The 17,724-nt window shown below is 40.9% G+C and carries 14 protein-coding genes, 4 tRNA genes and 1 pseudogene; 13 read left to right on the plus strand and 6 right to left on the minus strand.

Translation table 11 applies throughout. The features are described from left to right. Nucleotides 1-84 precede the first annotated feature (84 nt). Both C1E24_RS12590 and C1E24_RS12595 read right to left on the minus strand, forming a co-directional pair. Nucleotides 85-2,163, minus strand: a complete 2,079-nt coding sequence (locus C1E24_RS12590) for a hypothetical protein (protein WP_138481975.1) — start codon at nt 2,161-2,163, stop codon at nt 85-87. Between the two features lie 272 nt (nt 2,164-2,435). Beyond that, nucleotides 2,436-3,089 carry a Crp/Fnr family transcriptional regulator gene (locus tag C1E24_RS12595; RefSeq protein WP_138481977.1) on the minus strand — a complete coding sequence of 218 codons (654 nt, stop codon included), beginning with the start codon at nt 3,087-3,089 and terminating at the stop codon, nt 2,436-2,438. A 174-nt stretch (nt 3,090-3,263) separates the two neighbouring features. Here C1E24_RS12595 and C1E24_RS12600 point away from each other — a divergent pair, with 174 nt between their 5' ends. Beyond that, nucleotides 3,264-3,485: a YgjV family protein gene (locus C1E24_RS12600; protein WP_058029017.1), complete on the plus strand. Its 222-nt coding sequence runs from the start codon at nt 3,264-3,266 to the stop codon at nt 3,483-3,485. Between the two features lie 73 nt (nt 3,486-3,558). On the opposite strand, the gene C1E24_RS12605 is transcribed toward C1E24_RS12600, so the two are convergent. Next, nucleotides 3,559-5,202 carry an amidohydrolase gene (locus C1E24_RS12605; protein ID WP_138481979.1) on the minus strand — a complete coding sequence of 548 codons (1,644 nt, stop codon included), beginning with the start codon at nt 5,200-5,202 and terminating at the stop codon, nt 3,559-3,561. 185 nt (nt 5,203-5,387) lie between these two features. Between C1E24_RS12605 and C1E24_RS12610 the strand changes: the two genes are divergently transcribed. Continuing rightward, on the plus strand, nt 5,388-5,888 hold the full coding sequence (locus C1E24_RS12610) for a DUF1543 domain-containing protein (protein ID WP_138481981.1): 501 nt from the start codon (nt 5,388-5,390) through the stop codon (nt 5,886-5,888). A 28-nt stretch (nt 5,889-5,916) separates the two neighbouring features. Here the strand turns inward: C1E24_RS12610 and C1E24_RS12615 are convergent, their stop codons facing one another. Next, nucleotides 5,917-6,135, minus strand: a complete 219-nt coding sequence (locus tag C1E24_RS12615; RefSeq protein WP_058029020.1) for a hypothetical protein — start codon at nt 6,133-6,135, stop codon at nt 5,917-5,919. Between the two features lie 222 nt (nt 6,136-6,357). On the opposite strand from C1E24_RS12615, the gene proB reads away from it, so the two are divergent. The 7 genes from proB to C1E24_RS12650 all read left to right on the plus strand — a co-directional run bounded on the left by proB (nt 6,358) and on the right by C1E24_RS12650 (nt 13,033). Beyond that, entirely contained in the window at nt 6,358-7,464 is a 1,107-nt protein-coding gene (gene proB, locus C1E24_RS12620; RefSeq protein WP_138481983.1) for a glutamate 5-kinase, read from the plus strand. Nucleotides 7,465-7,667: 203 nt separating this feature from the next. Further along, the gene (locus C1E24_RS12625; RefSeq protein WP_138481985.1) at nt 7,668-8,672 is read left to right on the plus strand and encodes a GGDEF domain-containing protein; all 1,005 of its coding nucleotides are present in this window, start codon (nt 7,668-7,670) and stop codon (nt 8,670-8,672) included. Between the two features lie 42 nt (nt 8,673-8,714). After that, nucleotides 8,715-9,080 carry a glutaredoxin family protein gene (locus tag C1E24_RS12630; protein ID WP_138481987.1) on the plus strand — a complete coding sequence of 122 codons (366 nt, stop codon included), beginning with the start codon at nt 8,715-8,717 and terminating at the stop codon, nt 9,078-9,080. Nucleotides 9,081-9,175: 95 nt separating this feature from the next. Beyond that, a complete protein-coding gene (gene gltX / locus C1E24_RS12635) occupies nt 9,176-10,660 on the plus strand; it encodes a glutamate--tRNA ligase (RefSeq protein WP_138481989.1) in 1,485 nt (494 codons plus the stop codon). Nucleotides 10,661-10,808: 148 nt separating this feature from the next. Further along, nucleotides 10,809-11,501 carry a DUF3581 family protein gene (locus C1E24_RS12640; protein WP_138481991.1) on the plus strand — a complete coding sequence of 231 codons (693 nt, stop codon included), beginning with the start codon at nt 10,809-10,811 and terminating at the stop codon, nt 11,499-11,501. Nucleotides 11,502-11,589: 88 nt separating this feature from the next. Next, a complete protein-coding gene (locus C1E24_RS12645) occupies nt 11,590-12,819 on the plus strand; it encodes a DEAD/DEAH box helicase (protein WP_138481993.1) in 1,230 nt (409 codons plus the stop codon). Between the two features lie 31 nt (nt 12,820-12,850). Beyond that, nucleotides 12,851-13,033: a hypothetical protein gene (locus C1E24_RS12650; RefSeq protein WP_058029026.1), complete on the plus strand. Its 183-nt coding sequence runs from the start codon at nt 12,851-12,853 to the stop codon at nt 13,031-13,033. An 80-nt stretch (nt 13,034-13,113) separates the two neighbouring features. Here the strand turns inward: C1E24_RS12650 and C1E24_RS21215 are convergent, their stop codons facing one another. Together C1E24_RS21215 and C1E24_RS21115 are read right to left on the minus strand one after the other, a co-directional pair. Next, nucleotides 13,114-14,529: an Hpt domain-containing protein gene (locus C1E24_RS21215; protein ID WP_346765674.1), complete on the minus strand. Its 1,416-nt coding sequence runs from the start codon at nt 14,527-14,529 to the stop codon at nt 13,114-13,116. Between the two features lie 9 nt (nt 14,530-14,538). Then, a pseudogene (locus tag C1E24_RS21115) lies at nt 14,539-16,887 on the minus strand (ATP-binding protein); the annotation flags it as partial. Between the two features lie 315 nt (nt 16,888-17,202). Here C1E24_RS21115 and C1E24_RS12660 point away from each other — a divergent pair. The 4 genes from C1E24_RS12660 (at nt 17,203) to C1E24_RS12675 (ending at nt 17,582) form a co-directional block, all read left to right on the plus strand. Next, nucleotides 17,203-17,278: transfer RNA gene (locus tag C1E24_RS12660), tRNA-Phe, on the plus strand. 15 nt (nt 17,279-17,293) lie between these two features. Next, a tRNA-Thr gene (locus C1E24_RS12665) sits at nt 17,294-17,369 on the plus strand. A 46-nt stretch (nt 17,370-17,415) separates the two neighbouring features. Further along, a tRNA-Phe gene (locus C1E24_RS12670) sits at nt 17,416-17,491 on the plus strand. A 15-nt stretch (nt 17,492-17,506) separates the two neighbouring features. Then, a tRNA-Thr gene (locus C1E24_RS12675) sits at nt 17,507-17,582 on the plus strand. Nucleotides 17,583-17,724 lie beyond the last annotated feature (142 nt).

A 17,724-nucleotide genomic window follows, 5' to 3' on the forward strand; every position in this document is an offset into this window, starting at 1 on the left:
TTACTCGCTTACTCGCTTACTCACTTACTCGACAAATAAAAAAGCCGTGCATTGCACGGCTTTAAGTTCAGTTTACTTTATAAATTAAGAACCACCAGTACCAGTTACTGGTTTCTCTGTAGCTACACAGTTAGCAACAGGGATTTCTAGTGCAACTTCAGTAGCGCTTGCAGTGAATGAAACCGCTTCTGTTAGTGCATTGTTGGCAGTCGTGTTTGCAGCGCGTGCAGTGTAATCGCCAGCAACTAGGTTATTGTATACAGCTGTACCGTCATTACCTGTACGAATTGAACCTACACGAGAACCGTCTTGGAATAAATAAACAGTTGTAGCAGATGCTGCGCGACCTTGTTGATCTGCGCCTTCCACATTACAAACAAGTTCAGTTTTGAATGGTTGTGCAAATGTTTCTACAGGCTCTTCATTAACAAGAACAACTGTCTTGCCATCTAGCTCACATACATCATCAAGTTTTAAGCGTGTCGCAGTGCCGTCAACTGGGTTATTTTCATCACCCTTAACACCATCAATGATGTTTGCACCATTTTCTAAGAACTGTAAGAAAACAGGGAATGCAGGTGGGCTAAGAATTGTTGATTTGTCGAAGAAGAACGAGTCACGAGCACGCTTTAGCTTACGATAACCGTTAGTTTGAGACTCAACTAGTAGAGAGAACGGTGTGCTGTTTTGTACTTCATTTTCGCCACCGTATACGATATCAAATTCAACGCGGCCGTTAGTACCACATTGACCACGGTTAGGCTCACGCCAGTTGAAGAAATCAAGGTTCCAGTAAGATAAGTGAGTTACTTGTACTGCAACGTTGAAAATACTGTCATTACCTTCAACTTTTTGTGCAACACCATAGCTTTCAAAGCTCCATTGCGCTTCATCTGCGTCATAACTCCAAACAGGAATAATGTCGCCTTCTTTAACTGTACGTGAAGCAACAGTACCGCCTTCAACAGTTACACAAGCACCTTTTCTGAAGTAAGCTGAGTCAGTCGCTTTGGTTGAGTCAGTAGCAAAATCTGCAACTGTTTTTTGGTCAAGGTCAGTTGTACCATAGTTCATTGGACAAGCATTCGCAGTGTTTGCGTCTACAGTCATTTTTACTTCGATACTGTTTTTCTTACCATCAGTTTCACCAAAGTTCTTAACTTTGTTACCTTCAGCATCTGTTAATTCGATTGCAACAAAACCAGCTGTAGTAAATGCACCGGCTTGAGCTACTTCTTCAGCGTTATCTGCATTGCTAGCTGGTACTGGTACTTCCAGATCTAAACCACCTGGGAAAACGTCAAGTGTCGAGCTTTCGCGTGCTTGATCCGCAGCATCACCGTTGTCGTTTGCTTCAGTTACTGAACTTGCTTCATTGTTGAAGTAAGCAACTGTAAGTTCAGGTGCGCTCGTTAGTGGCTGAAGCTCACCTTCTGAGTCACGGAAAAGCATCTGGCTACCACTAGGGATAACAACTTCAACACCACCTTTGTCGTCTGTTTCTGCCTCAGCTTCAATTTCTTTTGCCAGTGTAATAGGTTGTGGGTTACCGTCAGCATCAGTTACTGTGATTGCACCAGTCTCTTCATCAAATGCTAGTGTCTCACCTTCTTTAACCAGCTCTGCAACTGCTTTTGATTCAGCTGCTACTTTCACTGGAGTGTCTGCAGAAGAAGTTCTAGGAACAAGTCTAACCGTAGCAGATTCGTCAGTATTGTCAGATGAAAGAGTAAACGTTGTACTATTATTGATGAAGCCATCCGCAGTGAAATTAACAGTAACTGTAACAGCATCTGTTACGTCAGCAACTGCTGCAGAGAAAATACCAGTACCGGCATTCAGTGTTAGCTCTTCAGCAGCAAGCTCGCTACCGTCTAAAGATACAACTTTATCAGCACCTTTAGTTATTTTTACAGTTACTGGCGCTTCAGCCGTACCAAGTGCTGCACCACTTAAATCTTCAACTGAAACAGTGAAAGCAGCTGCTTGTTTTTCTGCAACCGCACCATCAGGAAGCTCACCCACAACAACCGTATCTGGCTCTTCTGGTACAGGTGGCTTAATGTCGATGTTGTTGTCATTGTCACTGAAACAGCCTGCTAGGCCTAGAGTAACACCCATTGCTAGGGCAAGTTTGGTTAAATTAAACTTTTTGTTTCCCATGATTTTTACCTTTTCCTTTAATTTCAAGTAAACTGAGAGTGCACTAATTATGTTGCAGATATAAGATCACCTTGCCCCGCAATGCAAATTAGTAACTAGAGAATAATAGCTCATTATTTATTCGTCAAGCTGCTGAATGATACTTTATTAAAAGTTCATATACAAATTTAGACGCTTAATTTTTTTATTAAAATCAGTCCCTTTTTTCAGGGCTAGTATAAAGCGATATAACAATTAATTTACTAAGTAAATTTGACGCTTTTAACAGTTTTTCAGCAAGCAAAACTGTCGACAAAGTCGTCGAGTGCATCTATCTCTACTGGCTTCAAGCCATCTGGCGTTCTGATTATCAGACCTTTATCTACTAATTCGGTTACAACACGGCGATAAGCGCGCTCTGTGGTGGCGAAGCGTTCGGCTTCTGCGTTTACTGTACTGTAAGCTCTAAGAAGGGTAGGGTTGCTGTTTTCTGCGCGCATTAAACAGTCTTTAGCAATGTTGTAGCTAAGCGGAAGTAATAGCTTATCTAAATTTACTTTTTGGTTTTCAATGAACTTTGCCGCGATGGTTTGTGCGGTGTATAAGCTGAGCTCAGGTTGGTCGAGTAATAATTGTCGCCAATGTTTCAGTTCAATTAAATTGTATTGCACTTCATTTAAGCAGGTAACCGTGTATGTACAAGGGTGATTGTTGAGCGCTTCAATTTCGCCAATTAAGGTGTTATTACAGTCAAGCTGACCGAGCAATAATCGTCTACCATTACCTACATCGTAACTAAAAGACACGGTACCGCTTCTGACCAGAATTAATTTGCTTAATGGTTCATCTTGGTGAATCAGTACATCTTTCTTTGTGTGTACAAAAGTGTTACCCGCAAATTGCAGTAATTGTTCAACGAGATTGGCAGAAAAGTGGTATTGGAACATCTAAAAGGCTCTTAGGACAATTGTCCTAGTTAATCACATGTTGCGAAGATAGCATGACTTATGCCTTATGCTAAGTGGTTATTGAGTTTTTACCTTAATTTTTGCAGCCGAGGCATTTCAATAAAATTTGATGTGGCACTTTTTGATTAAGAATGAAATTTGTTGGAGTGAACGATGAGTTGGGAATATTTAGGGTATTTGGCGTCGGTTTTTTTAGTCTTATCTTTAATGATGACTAACGTAACTAAATTACGTTGGTTAAATTTAACTGGGTGTATTTGCTTCACCATTTATGGCGTGATGATCCAAGCGTGGCCTGTGGCGTTTACCAATGCTTTATTAGCGATAGTGAATATTTATCATTTAATTAAGTTAGTAAAAGAGCGTAAGCAATAACTCTTATCAGCAAAGCTGAGAGGCCTTAGCGTCAACAAAACATGCTAAGGCCATTATTAAAATACCGCGCTAATTACTTTTTCTCAAAACGCTTTTCACCTGCTATCCAAGTCTGCTCTACGCCAATCTTGAATATTTCATTTTCAGGCACTGTAAAATAATCTCTGTCGATTAAAATAAAGTCTGCCCATTTGCCTTTTTCTAAACTGCCAAGCTTATATTCTTGGAATGCCGCATAAGCTGCATCCAGGGTAAAAGAGGTTAATGCCTGTTCTCGAGATAGTTTCTCATTTTTACGCCAGCCATTTTCAGGTGTTTGTTGCTTCGACATCCGCGTTACAGCGGAATAAAGTCCGTCGAACGGGTTTGCAAGTTCAACTGGGAAGTCAGAACCTGAGGCAACTTTACTACCTTGCTTGAGGAAAGTTTGCCACGCGTAAGCACCTTGTAATTGCTCGGAGCTTAGGCGCTTTTCTGCCATATGCATATCAGAGGTGGCATGCACAGGCTGCATAGATGGAATAATATCGAGTTGCTTAAAGCGAGGAATATCATCAGGGTGTACAATTTGTGCATGCTCAATACGGTTACGTAGCAACTTACCGCCGACAGTCTTAAATTGGCTTTCATAGCTGTCTAAAACAATGCGGTTTGCTCTGTCACCAATGGCATGTGTGTGCGCGCTATAACCATGTTTAAAGGTTTTGCTCATTAAGGCTTCGAGTTCAGGTTTATTTTCAAGCATAAGGCCTTTGTGGTTTTTTCTGTCTCTATAATCTTTGATGAGTGCGGCACCGCGGCTTCCAAGTGCGCCATCGGCATAAATTTTTACGCTGCGAATACTTAAAAAATCATTTTGTTTTTTGATGACTCCGGCATCTAGCATGTCATCAAGTTTTGGGCTGCTTGCTGAGAGCATGGCATAAATACGAAATGGCAGTTTGTTTTGCTCTGCTAAATCTTGATACAAGCGCCAGGTATCATAGTCAATACCTGCATCGTGTGCTGAAGTAATACCTAAGCTAAGTAGATGCTTTGATGCGGCAAATAAGGCGCGCTGCTTTTGTTCAATTGATTGTTTTGGAATATGTTTTAAAACCAAGTTTTCTGCTTTATCGATGAAGATACCTGAAGGCTTGCCTGTAACTTGAATTATTTCACCGCCATCTGGTGATTGCGTTGCTTGGGTAATGCCTGCTAGTTGCATGGCTTTACTGTTGACCCAAATAGCATGGCCGTCAACGCGAGTGAGCACAACCGGTCTGTCGCTTACGAACTTGTCTAAATCGGCAGCGGTTGGAAAGGATTTGTTTTCCCATAAAGTTTGATCCCAGCCTCGGCCAACTAACCATCTATCTGGATTGCTTTTGGCATAAGCTTGCAGCTTTTTGCCAGCGGCTTCTGCAGAAGGAATACCCCTTAAATCGAGTCTTTGTAGGTTATTACCCAGACCAATAATATGGCCGTGAGCGTCAATCAAGCCTGGTAGTAAGGTTTTGCCTTCTCCATCAATAGCCTCAGCTTGAGGAAATTGTTTGATTGTGTCTTTGTCACCATACTTAACGACTTTACCATCTTTAAAAACGAGGGTAGAAAAGCGTTCGATTTTGCCATCAAGTGTCGGCGTGTAGCCGTTGACGTTATGAATTAAGGTTGTATGTGCTGTGCTTATTGCGCTGAAGCACATACCTATGATGAGCGTGAGAGGTTTTATCATTGTCTTTCTTCTTATCTGTTGATTTCAGTTTTTTAGTAATAGCGAAGAATATTTAATTCCATCGTGCCCTTTATATCAAGCGTGTTAAAGTCTTGCGTCATTCTTGCGGTGAGCGGTTTCTCTTGTCACTATACCTGTATATACATAGTTTTTAAGCTGTTTTAGTCTAGTTTTGAAGGAATGTAATGCATCTATTTATGGTTTATTTGGGTGGCCGAATTGCGGGCTGCCATATTGAAATGCACGATATACGCTTTGTGATAGGTGAAAATATAGAAGCATGTTTTGATAAGTTAAAATCACAGTGGGTGGGTGATAAAAGTAAAGTGCATATGGACAGCTATGTGGCAGTAAAATATGTCGATGGCCATGAAATCACCCTCAGTGAAACGCCGTCATTACAAAGAGAAAAGTTATTCTTTGTGAATATGGGCGCGTATCGAGCAGATAGTTTAGCCGAGCAACATGAGTTTATGCTGTGTGTGGCTGTAAGTCCTGAAGAGGCAAAACAAAAAGCGAAATCTAAACTATTACAGGGCATGTCGCACCGACATAAAGATGACTTGTACGATGTTGATGATTGCTTTGCGGTGGATCTATTCGATACCGGATACAATATTCATCTTACCCCAAGCGAGAAAACACAACAGCTTGTACCTGATTGGTTTGGCTATCACGTTTTATAAATAATCTCGAAGAGCAAGCAATTCCAAGTTAGTCGTCTTGCTCTTTTTCTTCTGCTTTAAAAGCCATTTTGATGGCAATGATCACAACCGCAAACATCACAAAGGGCAGTGCCGCTAAACTGTATTCAATGATGTGGCTATCTTGATAGTTGGGTTGCAAAATAAAATGACCGCCAACACAAAGCAAAATGCTGATAAAAAGCAGTGGCAGCATCATTAGTTCTTTTTTCTTTGAATGTTTCTTCATATCTACTCTTTCATTTGTATTCTATCGCTTTGCGCTGTTTGGCTATTGTGCAAGTACTTAAAAAAGCCGCTTTGATCTTTAACATAAAGATTAAATAAAAAGCGGTAATTATCTGCAATATTTAAGCTCTGCGCATATTAGCATTGACTCTGAAATGAATAAATTTAACTTGTGCAAAAAATTGGCTCTGATATAACCAAAGAGGTATTCATTGGGGGAGTTATGAACAAAAAGTTGGTTGTGGTAAAGCTGGGAACAAGTGTGTTAACAGCAGGCAAGTTGCACCTAAATAAACGAAGAATGGTTGATATTGTGCGACAGTGTGTTGAGCTAAGAGAAAACGGCTATAAAGTGGTTATCGTATCGAGCGGTGCCGTTGCGGCTGGGCGCAGTCAACTTCCCACACCCATAGGTAACTCAGTCAGTGAAAAGCAAATGCTCGCTGCAATTGGTCAAGGTCAACTTATTCATCAGTGGCAATCGCTGTTTGGCCTTTATGATGTGCCCGTTGCACAAATGCTTTTGACCCGAGCCGATGTAGAGCACAGAGAACGCTACCTGACTGCGAAAGATACTTTAACGCAGATTTTAAAGCATGATGTTATTCCTATCTTTAATGAAAACGATGCGGTGGCAACGGCAGAAATAAAAGTGGGCGATAATGATAATTTATCGGCGCTGGTGGCGATATTAGCCAACGCTGATAAGCTTGTTTTACTCACCGACCAAGTTGGTTTGTTTACCGCAGATCCTCGCTCTAATCCTGATGCCGAGTTGATCACGCAAATTAGTGAAATTGACGATAGCGTAAAATCTTTAGCCGGAGATTCAGGGACATCGCTCGGCACCGGTGGTATGGGGACCAAATTACAAGCCGCGCAAATTGCGCAGCGTGCAGGTATTGAAACCATTATTGCAAAAGGCTCGGAGGCGAATATCTTAGTCGACGTGTTAAATGGCGAAGCGCCAAGCACGCGAGTATTAAAGTTTGATGCCCCGCTTGAAGGCCGTAAAAAATGGCTGCTAAGTGGTCCAAAATCCACAGGTACCATTATTTGTGATTTAGGTGCTGTAGAGGCTTTAACTTGCCAAGGGGCGAGTTTATTAGCCAAGGGAATTGCATCAATAAAAGGCGATTTTACTCGCGGTGATTTAGTCACGTTAAGTGATAGTGATGGCAAGGTGTTCGCAAAAGGGTTAAGTGCGTTCGATAACCAAGAGCTTGAGCAAATTAAGGGACTGCACAGTCAAGATATAGCTAAACAGCTTGGCTTTGGGCTTTCTAATGTCGTTATTCATCGTGATGATTTAGTGCTACTCACTTCTTAAACTAGCGTCTTTTACTAAGTCTACACTTACAGACTTAATTAATAGAGCTGGAAATAAAGCAAAGCTGTTTTATATGCTTGTTGAGCTTGTTAATTTCTTATCAAGCTCTTTTTCAACGGGCATTTATTAAGCTAGCTTGAAAGTTTGGGCATTTAGTGTGATGCCATCTACACTTTAGTAAAGTCAATTTAGTCCAAGTATCTATGCAAACATCAAACTGTGGTTACGGGTTAGTTAAGCAGCTGGTTTCTCAAAAAAAAGAGAATGACCTTAAACAGTGCTTTAGTTTAATTTTACAAGACCTTTTAAGTGACCGCTTTGATGCTTATTTCTTCAGTAAAAAATGTTGCCACATAAAAGCGCAAATAGAGTTTCAATTTACCGTTCATGCTTCCGGGGTAATGCACCAAGAAGAGTATGACGCGTATTTAAAGTTGTTTAAAAATGCCATTCATGATTTACCTGATCATATTAAGTTATTAAAACAGCCGACCCGCACACTATTTTTTGCTAAAACAGATATTCATCCTTTGGGTGGTTTAATCATCACCAATAAAGCACATAAAGAGGGTAAAGTACTACTGACAGATAAAGAAGAAGGGCTTATTTTACATTTGCTTGATGTCTACTTCTTACAGATGCAACTGTTACATAATAGCTCCATTGACCCCTTATCCCAGCTTTTGAATAGACAGAGCTTTGAGCAAAAACTTACAGAAATAATGCATAGTGAGGGTCGTTATCAGCAAAAAAAAATAGACCAAGAACAGCATTGGTTTTTGGCCATTCTTGATATTGATCACTTCAAACAGGTCAATGATACTTTTGGTCATGTAATCGGTGATGAAGTGATAGTACTCGTATCGCAACTTTTGAAATCACATTTTCGTTTTGATGACTTGTTATTCCGCTATGGTGGTGAAGAGTTTGCCATTTTATTTATGACAGATAATGCTGATCAAGCATGGAAAGTTTTAGATAGGGCGAGGGAGTTAGTGGCGAATACGCGTTTCCCACAAGTAGCAAATGTGACTATGAGTATTGGTTTTATTCAAGTAGGTGATGACTATCAATTGTCTGAATTAGTGAATAAAGCCGATATGGCACTGTATCATGCAAAAGATAACGGTCGCAATCAGGTTAGCGATTATCAGCAGCTTAACATTGTGCAACAAGCCGTGTCGGGCAGTGATATAGAATTGTTTTAATTTGTGATACACTCCGCGGGATTTTTAAGCGTTGGAGTTATTATGAAATTTGTTCGTTGGTTTATAGGCCGTATCATTCTTCTTTTAAATTTTATTTTCACGCCTAGAAGTAAAAAACGTGAGGCGCAAGCGCAGCAACAGCTTGATGCAAAAACTCAGAACTTTAAGCTTTATCAATTTGAGGCATGCCCATTTTGTGTAAAGGTTCGCCGTGCGATTAAGCGTGAAGGCTTAAAAGTCGAAACGCGCGATGCAAAAAACAACGAAAATTACCGTCAAGAACTGGCTGAGCAAGGCGGCAAAGTGAAAGTGCCTTGTTTACGTATCGAAGAGCAAGGTAAAGTGACTTGGATGTATGAGTCAAATGATATTGTTACGTTTTTACAAGACTTAGATAAAGCAGCTTAAAAGCAGAAAACTCTAGGTAAATTTTTGTCGAATAATGGCGGTTGTGCTAGCATACTCGCCATTATTTTATTGTCTGATCAATTAAGAGAAATCACATGACTATCCGTACTCGTGTTGCTCCATCACCAACGGGTGATCCGCACTTAGGCACAGCTTATATTGCCCTTTTTAATTACTGTTTTGCTAAACAACAAGGCGGTGAGTTTGTTCTTCGTATTGAAGATACAGACCAAGTGCGTAGCACGCCTGAGTCAGAGCAAGCGATTATGGATAGCCTGCGTTGGTTAGGCCTTAATTGGGATCATGGTCCTGATGTGGGCGGTGAGTTTGGCCCATACCGTCAGTCTGAGCGCAGCGACTTATACAAACAATTTGCGCAGCAGTTAGTTGATGAAGGTAAAGCGTTTTATTGCTTCGCAACTGCTGAAGAACTAGACGAGATGCGTGAACAGCAAATGGCTGAAGGCCTTCGTCCCAAATATGATGGTCGCGGTCTGTTATTAAGCGAAGATGAAATAAAGGCGAACCTTGAAGCGGGTAAGCCTTATGTAATTCGTATGAAGATCCCAACTGAGGGTAGCTTCAAGTTTAACGACTACCTACGTGGCGAGATTGAGATCCCGTGGGAAAACGTAGACATGCAAGTGCTACTTAAAGCGGATGGTTTCCCAACTTATTTCTTAGCGAACGTTGTTGACGATCACCATATGCAGATCAGTCATATCTTCCGTGGTGAAGAGTGGATCAACTCAGCGCCTAAGCTATTAAAGCTTTATGAAGATTTTGGTTGGGAAGCGCCAGTACTTGGCCATTTACCGTTACTTCGTAATCCAGATAAATCTAAGTTATCTAAGCGTAAGAATCCTACGTCTATCAATTACTACAAAGAAATGGGCTTTTTACCAGAAGCACTGCTTAACTATCTAGGTCGTATGGGCTGGTCAATGCCAGATGAGCGTGAAAAGTTCACTCTTGCTGAGATGATCGAGCACTTCGACATGAAGCGTGTATCGCTTGGTGGGCCAATCTTTGATATCGACAAGCTAAACTGGTTAAACGGTCTTTGGATCCGCGAAAACCTATCAGACGAAGAGCTTATTCAGCGCTTTGTTGATTGGAAGTTTAACGGTGACACACTATCTCGCATTTTACCACAGGCTAAAACACGTATTAACAAGCTATCAGATTTAGTTGACCTAGCGGGTCACTTTGTTGGTGGTATTCCAGAATATGATCCGGCACTATTAACATCGGGTAAAGCAGACGAAGACGTTGTACGTCAGGCACTACAGTTCTTTATCTGGGAACTTGAAGCGCTTCGTAGCTGGACAAAAGATGAGATCTTCGCAATTGCAAAAGCAGTAGCGACTCACCACGAATTAAAAATCAAAGATTTCTTAGAGCCAATCTTTGTTGCTATCACAGGTAAAACTTCTTCAACGTCGGTTGTAGATGCAATGGAAATTTTAGGCTCTGACCTGTCTCGTGCACGTTTACGTGTGGCACTTGAGCACATTGGTGTGTCTAAAAAGCAAGCTAAGAAATTAGAAAAAGCATATCGCGACTATCCAAAAGCTTAAACTAAATGATTCATATCGACTTAAAAGCCACTTTATTTCAAAGTGGCTTTTTTATTGGTGCATTTTTGCCAATTTCACAACAGATACGACCTCTCTAACAATTTATTCTGCTAATATAGCCCGTCCTTAAAGTTGTGGAACTAGATGTATGTTAACGCCTTACTACCAACAAGATGCTGAATTTGTCACGATCACACGTGAGCAGGGTAGCCAATTCGCTAAAAAAGTAGCAGATGACTTTAACCCATTACATGATGCAGATGCGAAGAAGTTTTGTGTGCCAGGTGATTTATTATTTTCATTGGTATTATCGCGCTATGGTGTAAGTGAGAACATGTACTTCAAATTTGAAGGCATGGTTGACGAAACGTCACAACTTCAATTCCCTGAAGCGGCTGATGAGTTTGCTGTAACATCAAACGAAAAAGTGATGTTATCGGTCAAACGTGATGGTGAAACAAGCCAATGCCCAACTTTAATTGAAAGCTTAACAAAGAATTATGTGGCTTTCTCAGGCACAACTTTCCCACATATGATAGTACCTGTGATGGGTGAAAAAGAGGTGATGATCAACCCTGCACGCCCTATGGTAATTTATGAATCAATGGCGATACATTTTGATGATATCAATGTAAAGTCAGTTGAATTAGAAACGGATACACCTGAGTTCGAATACGAAGGTAAGCGCGGTAAAATCATTCTTAAATTTAACTTCATCAGTGAAGGTAAAAAAGTCGGTCGTGGCGAAAAGCACATGCTAGTGTCGGGTATTAAAGCCTATGACCAACAGGCAATCGATGATTTGATTGCTTATTACAATGAGCGTAAAGCGACGCTTTAACAGCATTTGTAAGTAATACCACCACAAAGCGCGCCTCAGGCGCGTTTTTGTTATACTCCACGCAGTTTAACTCTTTGTTGTGATATTTATGTCTTTTTCTTCTTTTTCTTTGGCACCGGCCATTCATTCAGCTCTTGAAACACTTGGATTTGAAAAACCAACTGATATTCAATCGCAGACTATTCCCCTTGCGCTTACAGGCAAAGACATCATCGCGACTGCGCAGACTGGTACAGGCAAAACAGCCGCGTTTATGTTACCAATTCTGAATAATCTGTTGCGCGATGACACACAGCTTGGTCAAGTTAGGGCGCTGGTTTTGGCGCCAACGCGCGAGCTTGCACAACAAGTTGCTGAGAATACCCAGCAATATGCAGTTAATACTGAATTGAAAGTGGTGTGTCTGTATGGCGGAGCAAATATAGGTCCTCAAGAAAAGCGATTAAAAGCAGGCGTTGATATTGCTATTGCAACGCCTGGGCGTTTACTCGATCATTTAATTAAAGGCACTTTGTCACTCAGCCAACTTGAACATTTGGTTTTTGATGAAGCCGATAGAATGCTAGATATGGGCTTTATTGGTGAGATAAAACGCATTATGCGTCATGTGCCAGACTCACGACAAACCATGCTGTTTTCTGCAACCTTAGATGAAAGTGTTGAGAAGCTGGCTAGCCGTTGGTTATCAGATCCTAAGCGTGTAGGCATAGAGCAGCAAAACACCACTGTTGAGGCGATTGAACAAACCTTTTATGCAATAGACGAAGAGAAGAAAGCTGCTGTCATTGCTTATTTAATTGGTAAGAATAACTGGCAGCAAGTACTAGTATTTACACGCACTAAAGCGCAGGCTGATAGCCTTGTGAAAGAGCTTATCAAAGATGGTTTGCCGAGCAGTGCAATTCATGGCGATAAATCACAAGGCGCTCGAGATAAGGGGTTAACGCAGTTTAAAGAAGGTAAAGTACGTGTGCTTGTTGCCACTGACGTTGCGGCGCGTGGTATAGACATCAGCACATTAGATTATGTGATTAACGCTCAGTTACCTTATGTGGCTGAAGATTATATTCACCGAATTGGTCGTACAGGTCGAGCTGGGCGCTCTGGTAAAGCTATTAGCTTAGTCAGTCAAGATGAGCAGTGGCTACTTGAAGAGCTTGAAGTGTTATTAGATGAGCGACTAACCCCACAATGGCTAAGTGGTTTTGAACCTGATTTGACCCGAGAGGTCAAAGATAACCGTAAGAACACTAATAAAGCACGCAAAGACAGAGATAAAAAACGAGTGCTTGGGCAGCGTAAACGCAGAAGAAGGTAGCCTAGCGTATTGGTATAAAACAGGAGTTTTTATGAATGTACTGATTATAATTGGCAGTTTAGTTATCAGCTTATTGATTTTGATCCCACTGTTAGAGCGTTATCAGGAAAGCTTAGGGCTACACAAAATGCAAAAGTATAGTAAATATATTTTGCCTTTAGTGATGGTGTCTTTGGTGATTAAACTGATTTATATGCTCTGGCATGGTAATTAACCTGTTAAAAATAGTCACAATAAAATAGCCACAAAAAAGCCCGCAGTTTAAAACTAGCGGGCTCTTTTATACCTGACGGCTTACTCCGAACGCTGCTTGATGAAGTCTTGCATGAACATCATTGCATCGGTGTAGTAATCGTCTAATTTGTCTCTGAAACTAATTAGCTCATCAATGTTTAATTCGCGGTCTTTACATGCTTGTTCGAATTGAATCGCGATTTCAGCCACTTGCATTGCACCCACGGTCTTTGAAATCGATTTGAGCTGGTGGCAGTCTGAGATGATCTTTTCTTGTTCACGAGTCATGACATTGGCAAAAATATCACGGATCAACTCACTACTTTGTTCAAGGTACATTCTGAAGAAACGCAGTTTTTTCGCTTCATCGTGATTGACGTATTTATCAAACATATCAATATCGACTACAGCGAGTGTTGCTATATCGACTTGCGGCTCTTCAATACTTTCTTCAGCAGGTAAATCATCTTCGGTAGTAGCCTGAATATCTGGCTCAACCTCGCTTGATTCTGGCTCTATAGCTTTTACTTCATTAGGAGTATCAACTTCTATCGTATCTTCAACTAGCACTTTAATTTCAGGTACCGCATGCTCTTGAGTGCTTACTGGGTTAAGTGCATCTTGCGAAGTTCCTTCTGGTGCTAAACCAAAGCTTGGTGTTGGAATAGTATCATCAGAAGCCTGGGTTGCAGGTGTAGCTTCCCAACTTGATTCTAATGAAATGCTACTTAAAGAGCCGGTTAAAGCGCTTGCCTGGGAAGGAATTGCAGAACCAACCTGTTCAGTTTCTTCAGTTAAAGTATCTGTTATCGCAGTTTCTGTTTTATCTTCAGAAGAGATTGAAGCAGTTTCATCAATATCATTGAGGTTTTGCCAATCAATATTGTTTTGGTTATCTACTTCAATATTATCGATATTGATCTCATGCTCAAGCTCATCAACTTGTGCGTTGCTGGCATGATCTTTCCACTCTAAATCACTGTCACTTTCGCTAAATTGGCTCAGGTCTAAAGTCTCTTCAGATGGAGAGTGTGAAGAAGGTGTAGATGATGTTTCTTCTTGCCATTCTAAATTATCGGCTTCGTGAGACTGTAATGATAAATCAAGGTCATAGTTATCTTCATGAGTGGTTGTCGATTTTGTCTCTTCTGTCTCAGGCTCTTGCCATGCTAAATGAGCGTTATCTGTTTCTGTTAAAGCATCGATATCTATAGTATGAACATCATCTTCTATTGCAGCTTGCGATAGTTTAGGTCGTTCTTCAGACCAGTTTATATCAGAATCAAAAGCTGTACTTACATCAGGTGTATCTGTTTTAGATATCTCAGCTTTTGGCTCATGATCAACTACGTTTTCAAATTGCGAGCTTTCGTTCTTTGCTTGTTGAGTGCTAGAAATAGAAAGTTCGTCAGATGTTTCTTTATTTTCATCAGATAAAGTTGAGTCATCCTCGCTACTTTCTTGAGAAGCTGACATTTGAATATGTTTTTCAGGCTGCCATTTTGCAAGTGTTGCCTCTAATACATTTAATTCAATCGGCTTGGTAATGTAGTCATTCATACCCGTTGCAATACAACGCTCTTTCTCACCCTTCAAAGCGTTGGCCGTTACCGCAATAATATAGGGTTGAGCTTTAATATCGTGGCTCTTTTCTGCTTCATCACGAATGGCTTTAACCATGTCATAACCTGACATCTTCGGCATATGTAAATCGGTCAGAATGATCGGATAGTGGTTTTTCTTCCACATTGCTAACCCTTCTTCCCCATTTTCAGCGACTTCAACGCCATAGCCAAGTAAGTGAAGTTGGTCAGTCAATACTTGTTGGTTTAACACATTATCTTCAGCTAATAGTACAAGTTTATTCTCTGCGCGTGCTTTATCGACATTTAAGAAGTTATTAAAAGAGGTCGCTTTCTTTAATTGCTTAGGTTTATGTAAACCAGCAGCAACCATTACCGATGTCATAAAGCTGCTCTTACATAATGGTGCCGCATTCAAATAGAAAATATTAGCGTGATTAAGCGCAGACTCGTCCATGGTGCTTAATACAATAACTTGCTGTTTATTTTGTTCTAGAGAATAAAGCAGAGAGCGTAACTGGTCATTCACTGGTGCCATGCCGTCTAAGCCATCAAGCACCCAAATTAAATTTGGTGTGTGCTGGAATTCTTCAGCTTCATCGATTGAGTCAATGGCGTAAGTATTCGCGCCCATAAATGAAAGGTAACGACAAAGAATTGCTTTACGAGCGGGGTTATCAGTGAGCACAACAACCGGTTTCTGTGCTAGCACGGCTTTGTTAGCATATTCAACTTTGCCGTCGGTACTAAATGGTAATTCGACCACAAATTCACTGCCCATCCCCAAATCACTGGTGACATTAATTGAGCCCAGCATGAGCTCAATTAGGCTTTTACAAATGGAAAGGCCTAATCCGGTACCACCATATTCACGGGTGATCGAGTTTTCAGCTTGAATAAACGGATTAAAGATCTCACGCAACTGCAATTGCGTCATGCCTTTACCGTTATCTGTCACAGAGAACCGTAATGTGTAATGTTCAGAGGTATTTTGTGCAACTTCTACTGCGACTTTTACAAAGCCTTGTCGGTTTTCGTCTGTGGTTGTGAACTTTATGGCATTACTACACAGGTTATATAAAACCTGACGAACACGAATATTGTCGCCAATTAGGTTTTTAGGAATATCTGGGGCGATTGCCAGTTGTAAGTCGAGTTTACGTTTTTTAGCCACAGAAGATAAAACGCGTGCCACTTCTTCAATGGTATCGGTAACAGAAAAAGCGGTGTTATCTATTTGTAGCTTGCCGGCTTCAATTTTAGAGAAGTCTAGAATATCGTCCAAAATACCCAGCAAAGAGAAAGCTGAATCACGAATGATGGTACTGAGGCGATGTTGTGCACCATCTAAGTCTGTTTGGCGTAACAAATCAATTGTACCAATAACACCATTCATAGGTGTTCTGATCTCATGACTCATAGTCGCTAAGAAGGTCGTTTTGGCTTCGTTAGCACGTTCGGCGTTCATAGTCGCCTTTTCAAGCGCCAGTGTTCTAGCTTGTACTTCTGTTTCTAAGCTAGTTTGAAGCTGCTTGAGCTCTTTTTCAGAAGTTTGATTATTGTCTATCGAAGTCTGCACTTGTTGTAGTACATCATTAATAGATTGAGCTACTTCGTCAAAACCAAATCCTAAGTTGCTATCAATGAACCTTTTATAATCTTGCTCTTCTGTCACCTTTTTAAGTTCTGATTTTAGCTTTTGCTTGTCAGTCGCAAGCTGTTGAGCGAGACGGCGTTGTGCAAAAAGTGCGAAACCAAATGCCATCAATAAAGCCAGTGCAAATAAACCATATGCGATATTGCTTGTGTTGTTGCTGGTTTTTACTTTGTGCTGTATAACCAATTCGCCAACATATTGTCCATCAAGCTTTAAAGGTTGATGAACAGTTAGCGTGTTGCCAACTTTAAATTGCTTCACTTGTGAAATTGGTGCAATTGCAGTTTCGTTACTTTGGAAGATGAGAGCTGGCTCTGCCATACCCGTCATACTATATAAATAATATTGGGTATTAGGATCAGCCTCTGAAATACCAGCCAGTAACATCTTAACCTGACTGAACCCTTGTTTCATCATAGTATTTGCAAGTGGTTCAGAAAGCTGTTGTGCTTGATTGGCAAAATCAATTTGTGGTGCTTGTTGTGATTTAGGAAGAAAGTACGCGGCTGCAGCACAAATAGAGCCAACAGTTAATATACTTGTTAGCACCAGAGGTAAAAAGCCTGATAGTTTTATATTCTCAGAGTTTGGCATTGATAAGGTCCGATTTAACTGCTCTAGAATTTGATTATTATTGGTTTATTAAGTACCCAATCGTAACATTGTCTTGTTATTAAAGCTCGCCGTTTTTAAGCATTTTCCATTCAACCTTTAAGCATGGTTATCTCTTTTTAGTGATGTAGTTTTGAGCAATTAAGGCACTGTTTGTACAAACTTTGCTATTGGTGGTTGAAAACTAAGCAAGCAAACGTTGCTTTTAAAAAAAGGGTTGACTTGAAGGGGCAAAACTCGTTTAATACGCCGCACGCCCAGATGGTTGCCAAGTTTAATCGTTTAGGTGATGTGTTTGCCCAGATAGCTCAGTCGGTAGAGCAGAGGATTGAAAATCCTCGTGTCGGTGGTTCGATTCCGCCTCTGGGCACCACTTATTTTCGGTGTTGCCGACTTAGCTCAGTTGGTAGAGCAACTGACTTGTAATCAGTAGGTCATCCGTTCGACTCGGATAGTCGGCACCATATTCTCGCTAAGAAGTAAAACTAAGCCTAAATTCATGAAGAATTTGCCCAGATAGCTCAGTCGGTAGAGCAGAGGATTGAAAATCCTCGTGTCGGTGGTTCGATTCCGCCTCTGGGCACCACTTATTTTCGGTGTTGCCGACTTAGCTCAGTTGGTAGAGCAACTGACTTGTAATCAGTAGGTCATCCGTTCGACTCGGATAGTCGGCACCATTTTCTCGCTAAGAAGTAAAACTAAGCCTAAATTCATGAAGAATTTGCCCAGATAGCTCAGTCGGTAGAGCTTTCGGGAATAGTATTGAAAATCCATTAGGGTGTTTAGTACAAAATATATTTTGCCCAGATAGCTCAGTCG

The organism is Pseudoalteromonas phenolica (genome assembly GCF_005876835.1).
Classification (GTDB): Bacteria; Pseudomonadota; Gammaproteobacteria; order Enterobacterales; family Alteromonadaceae; genus Pseudoalteromonas; species Pseudoalteromonas phenolica_B.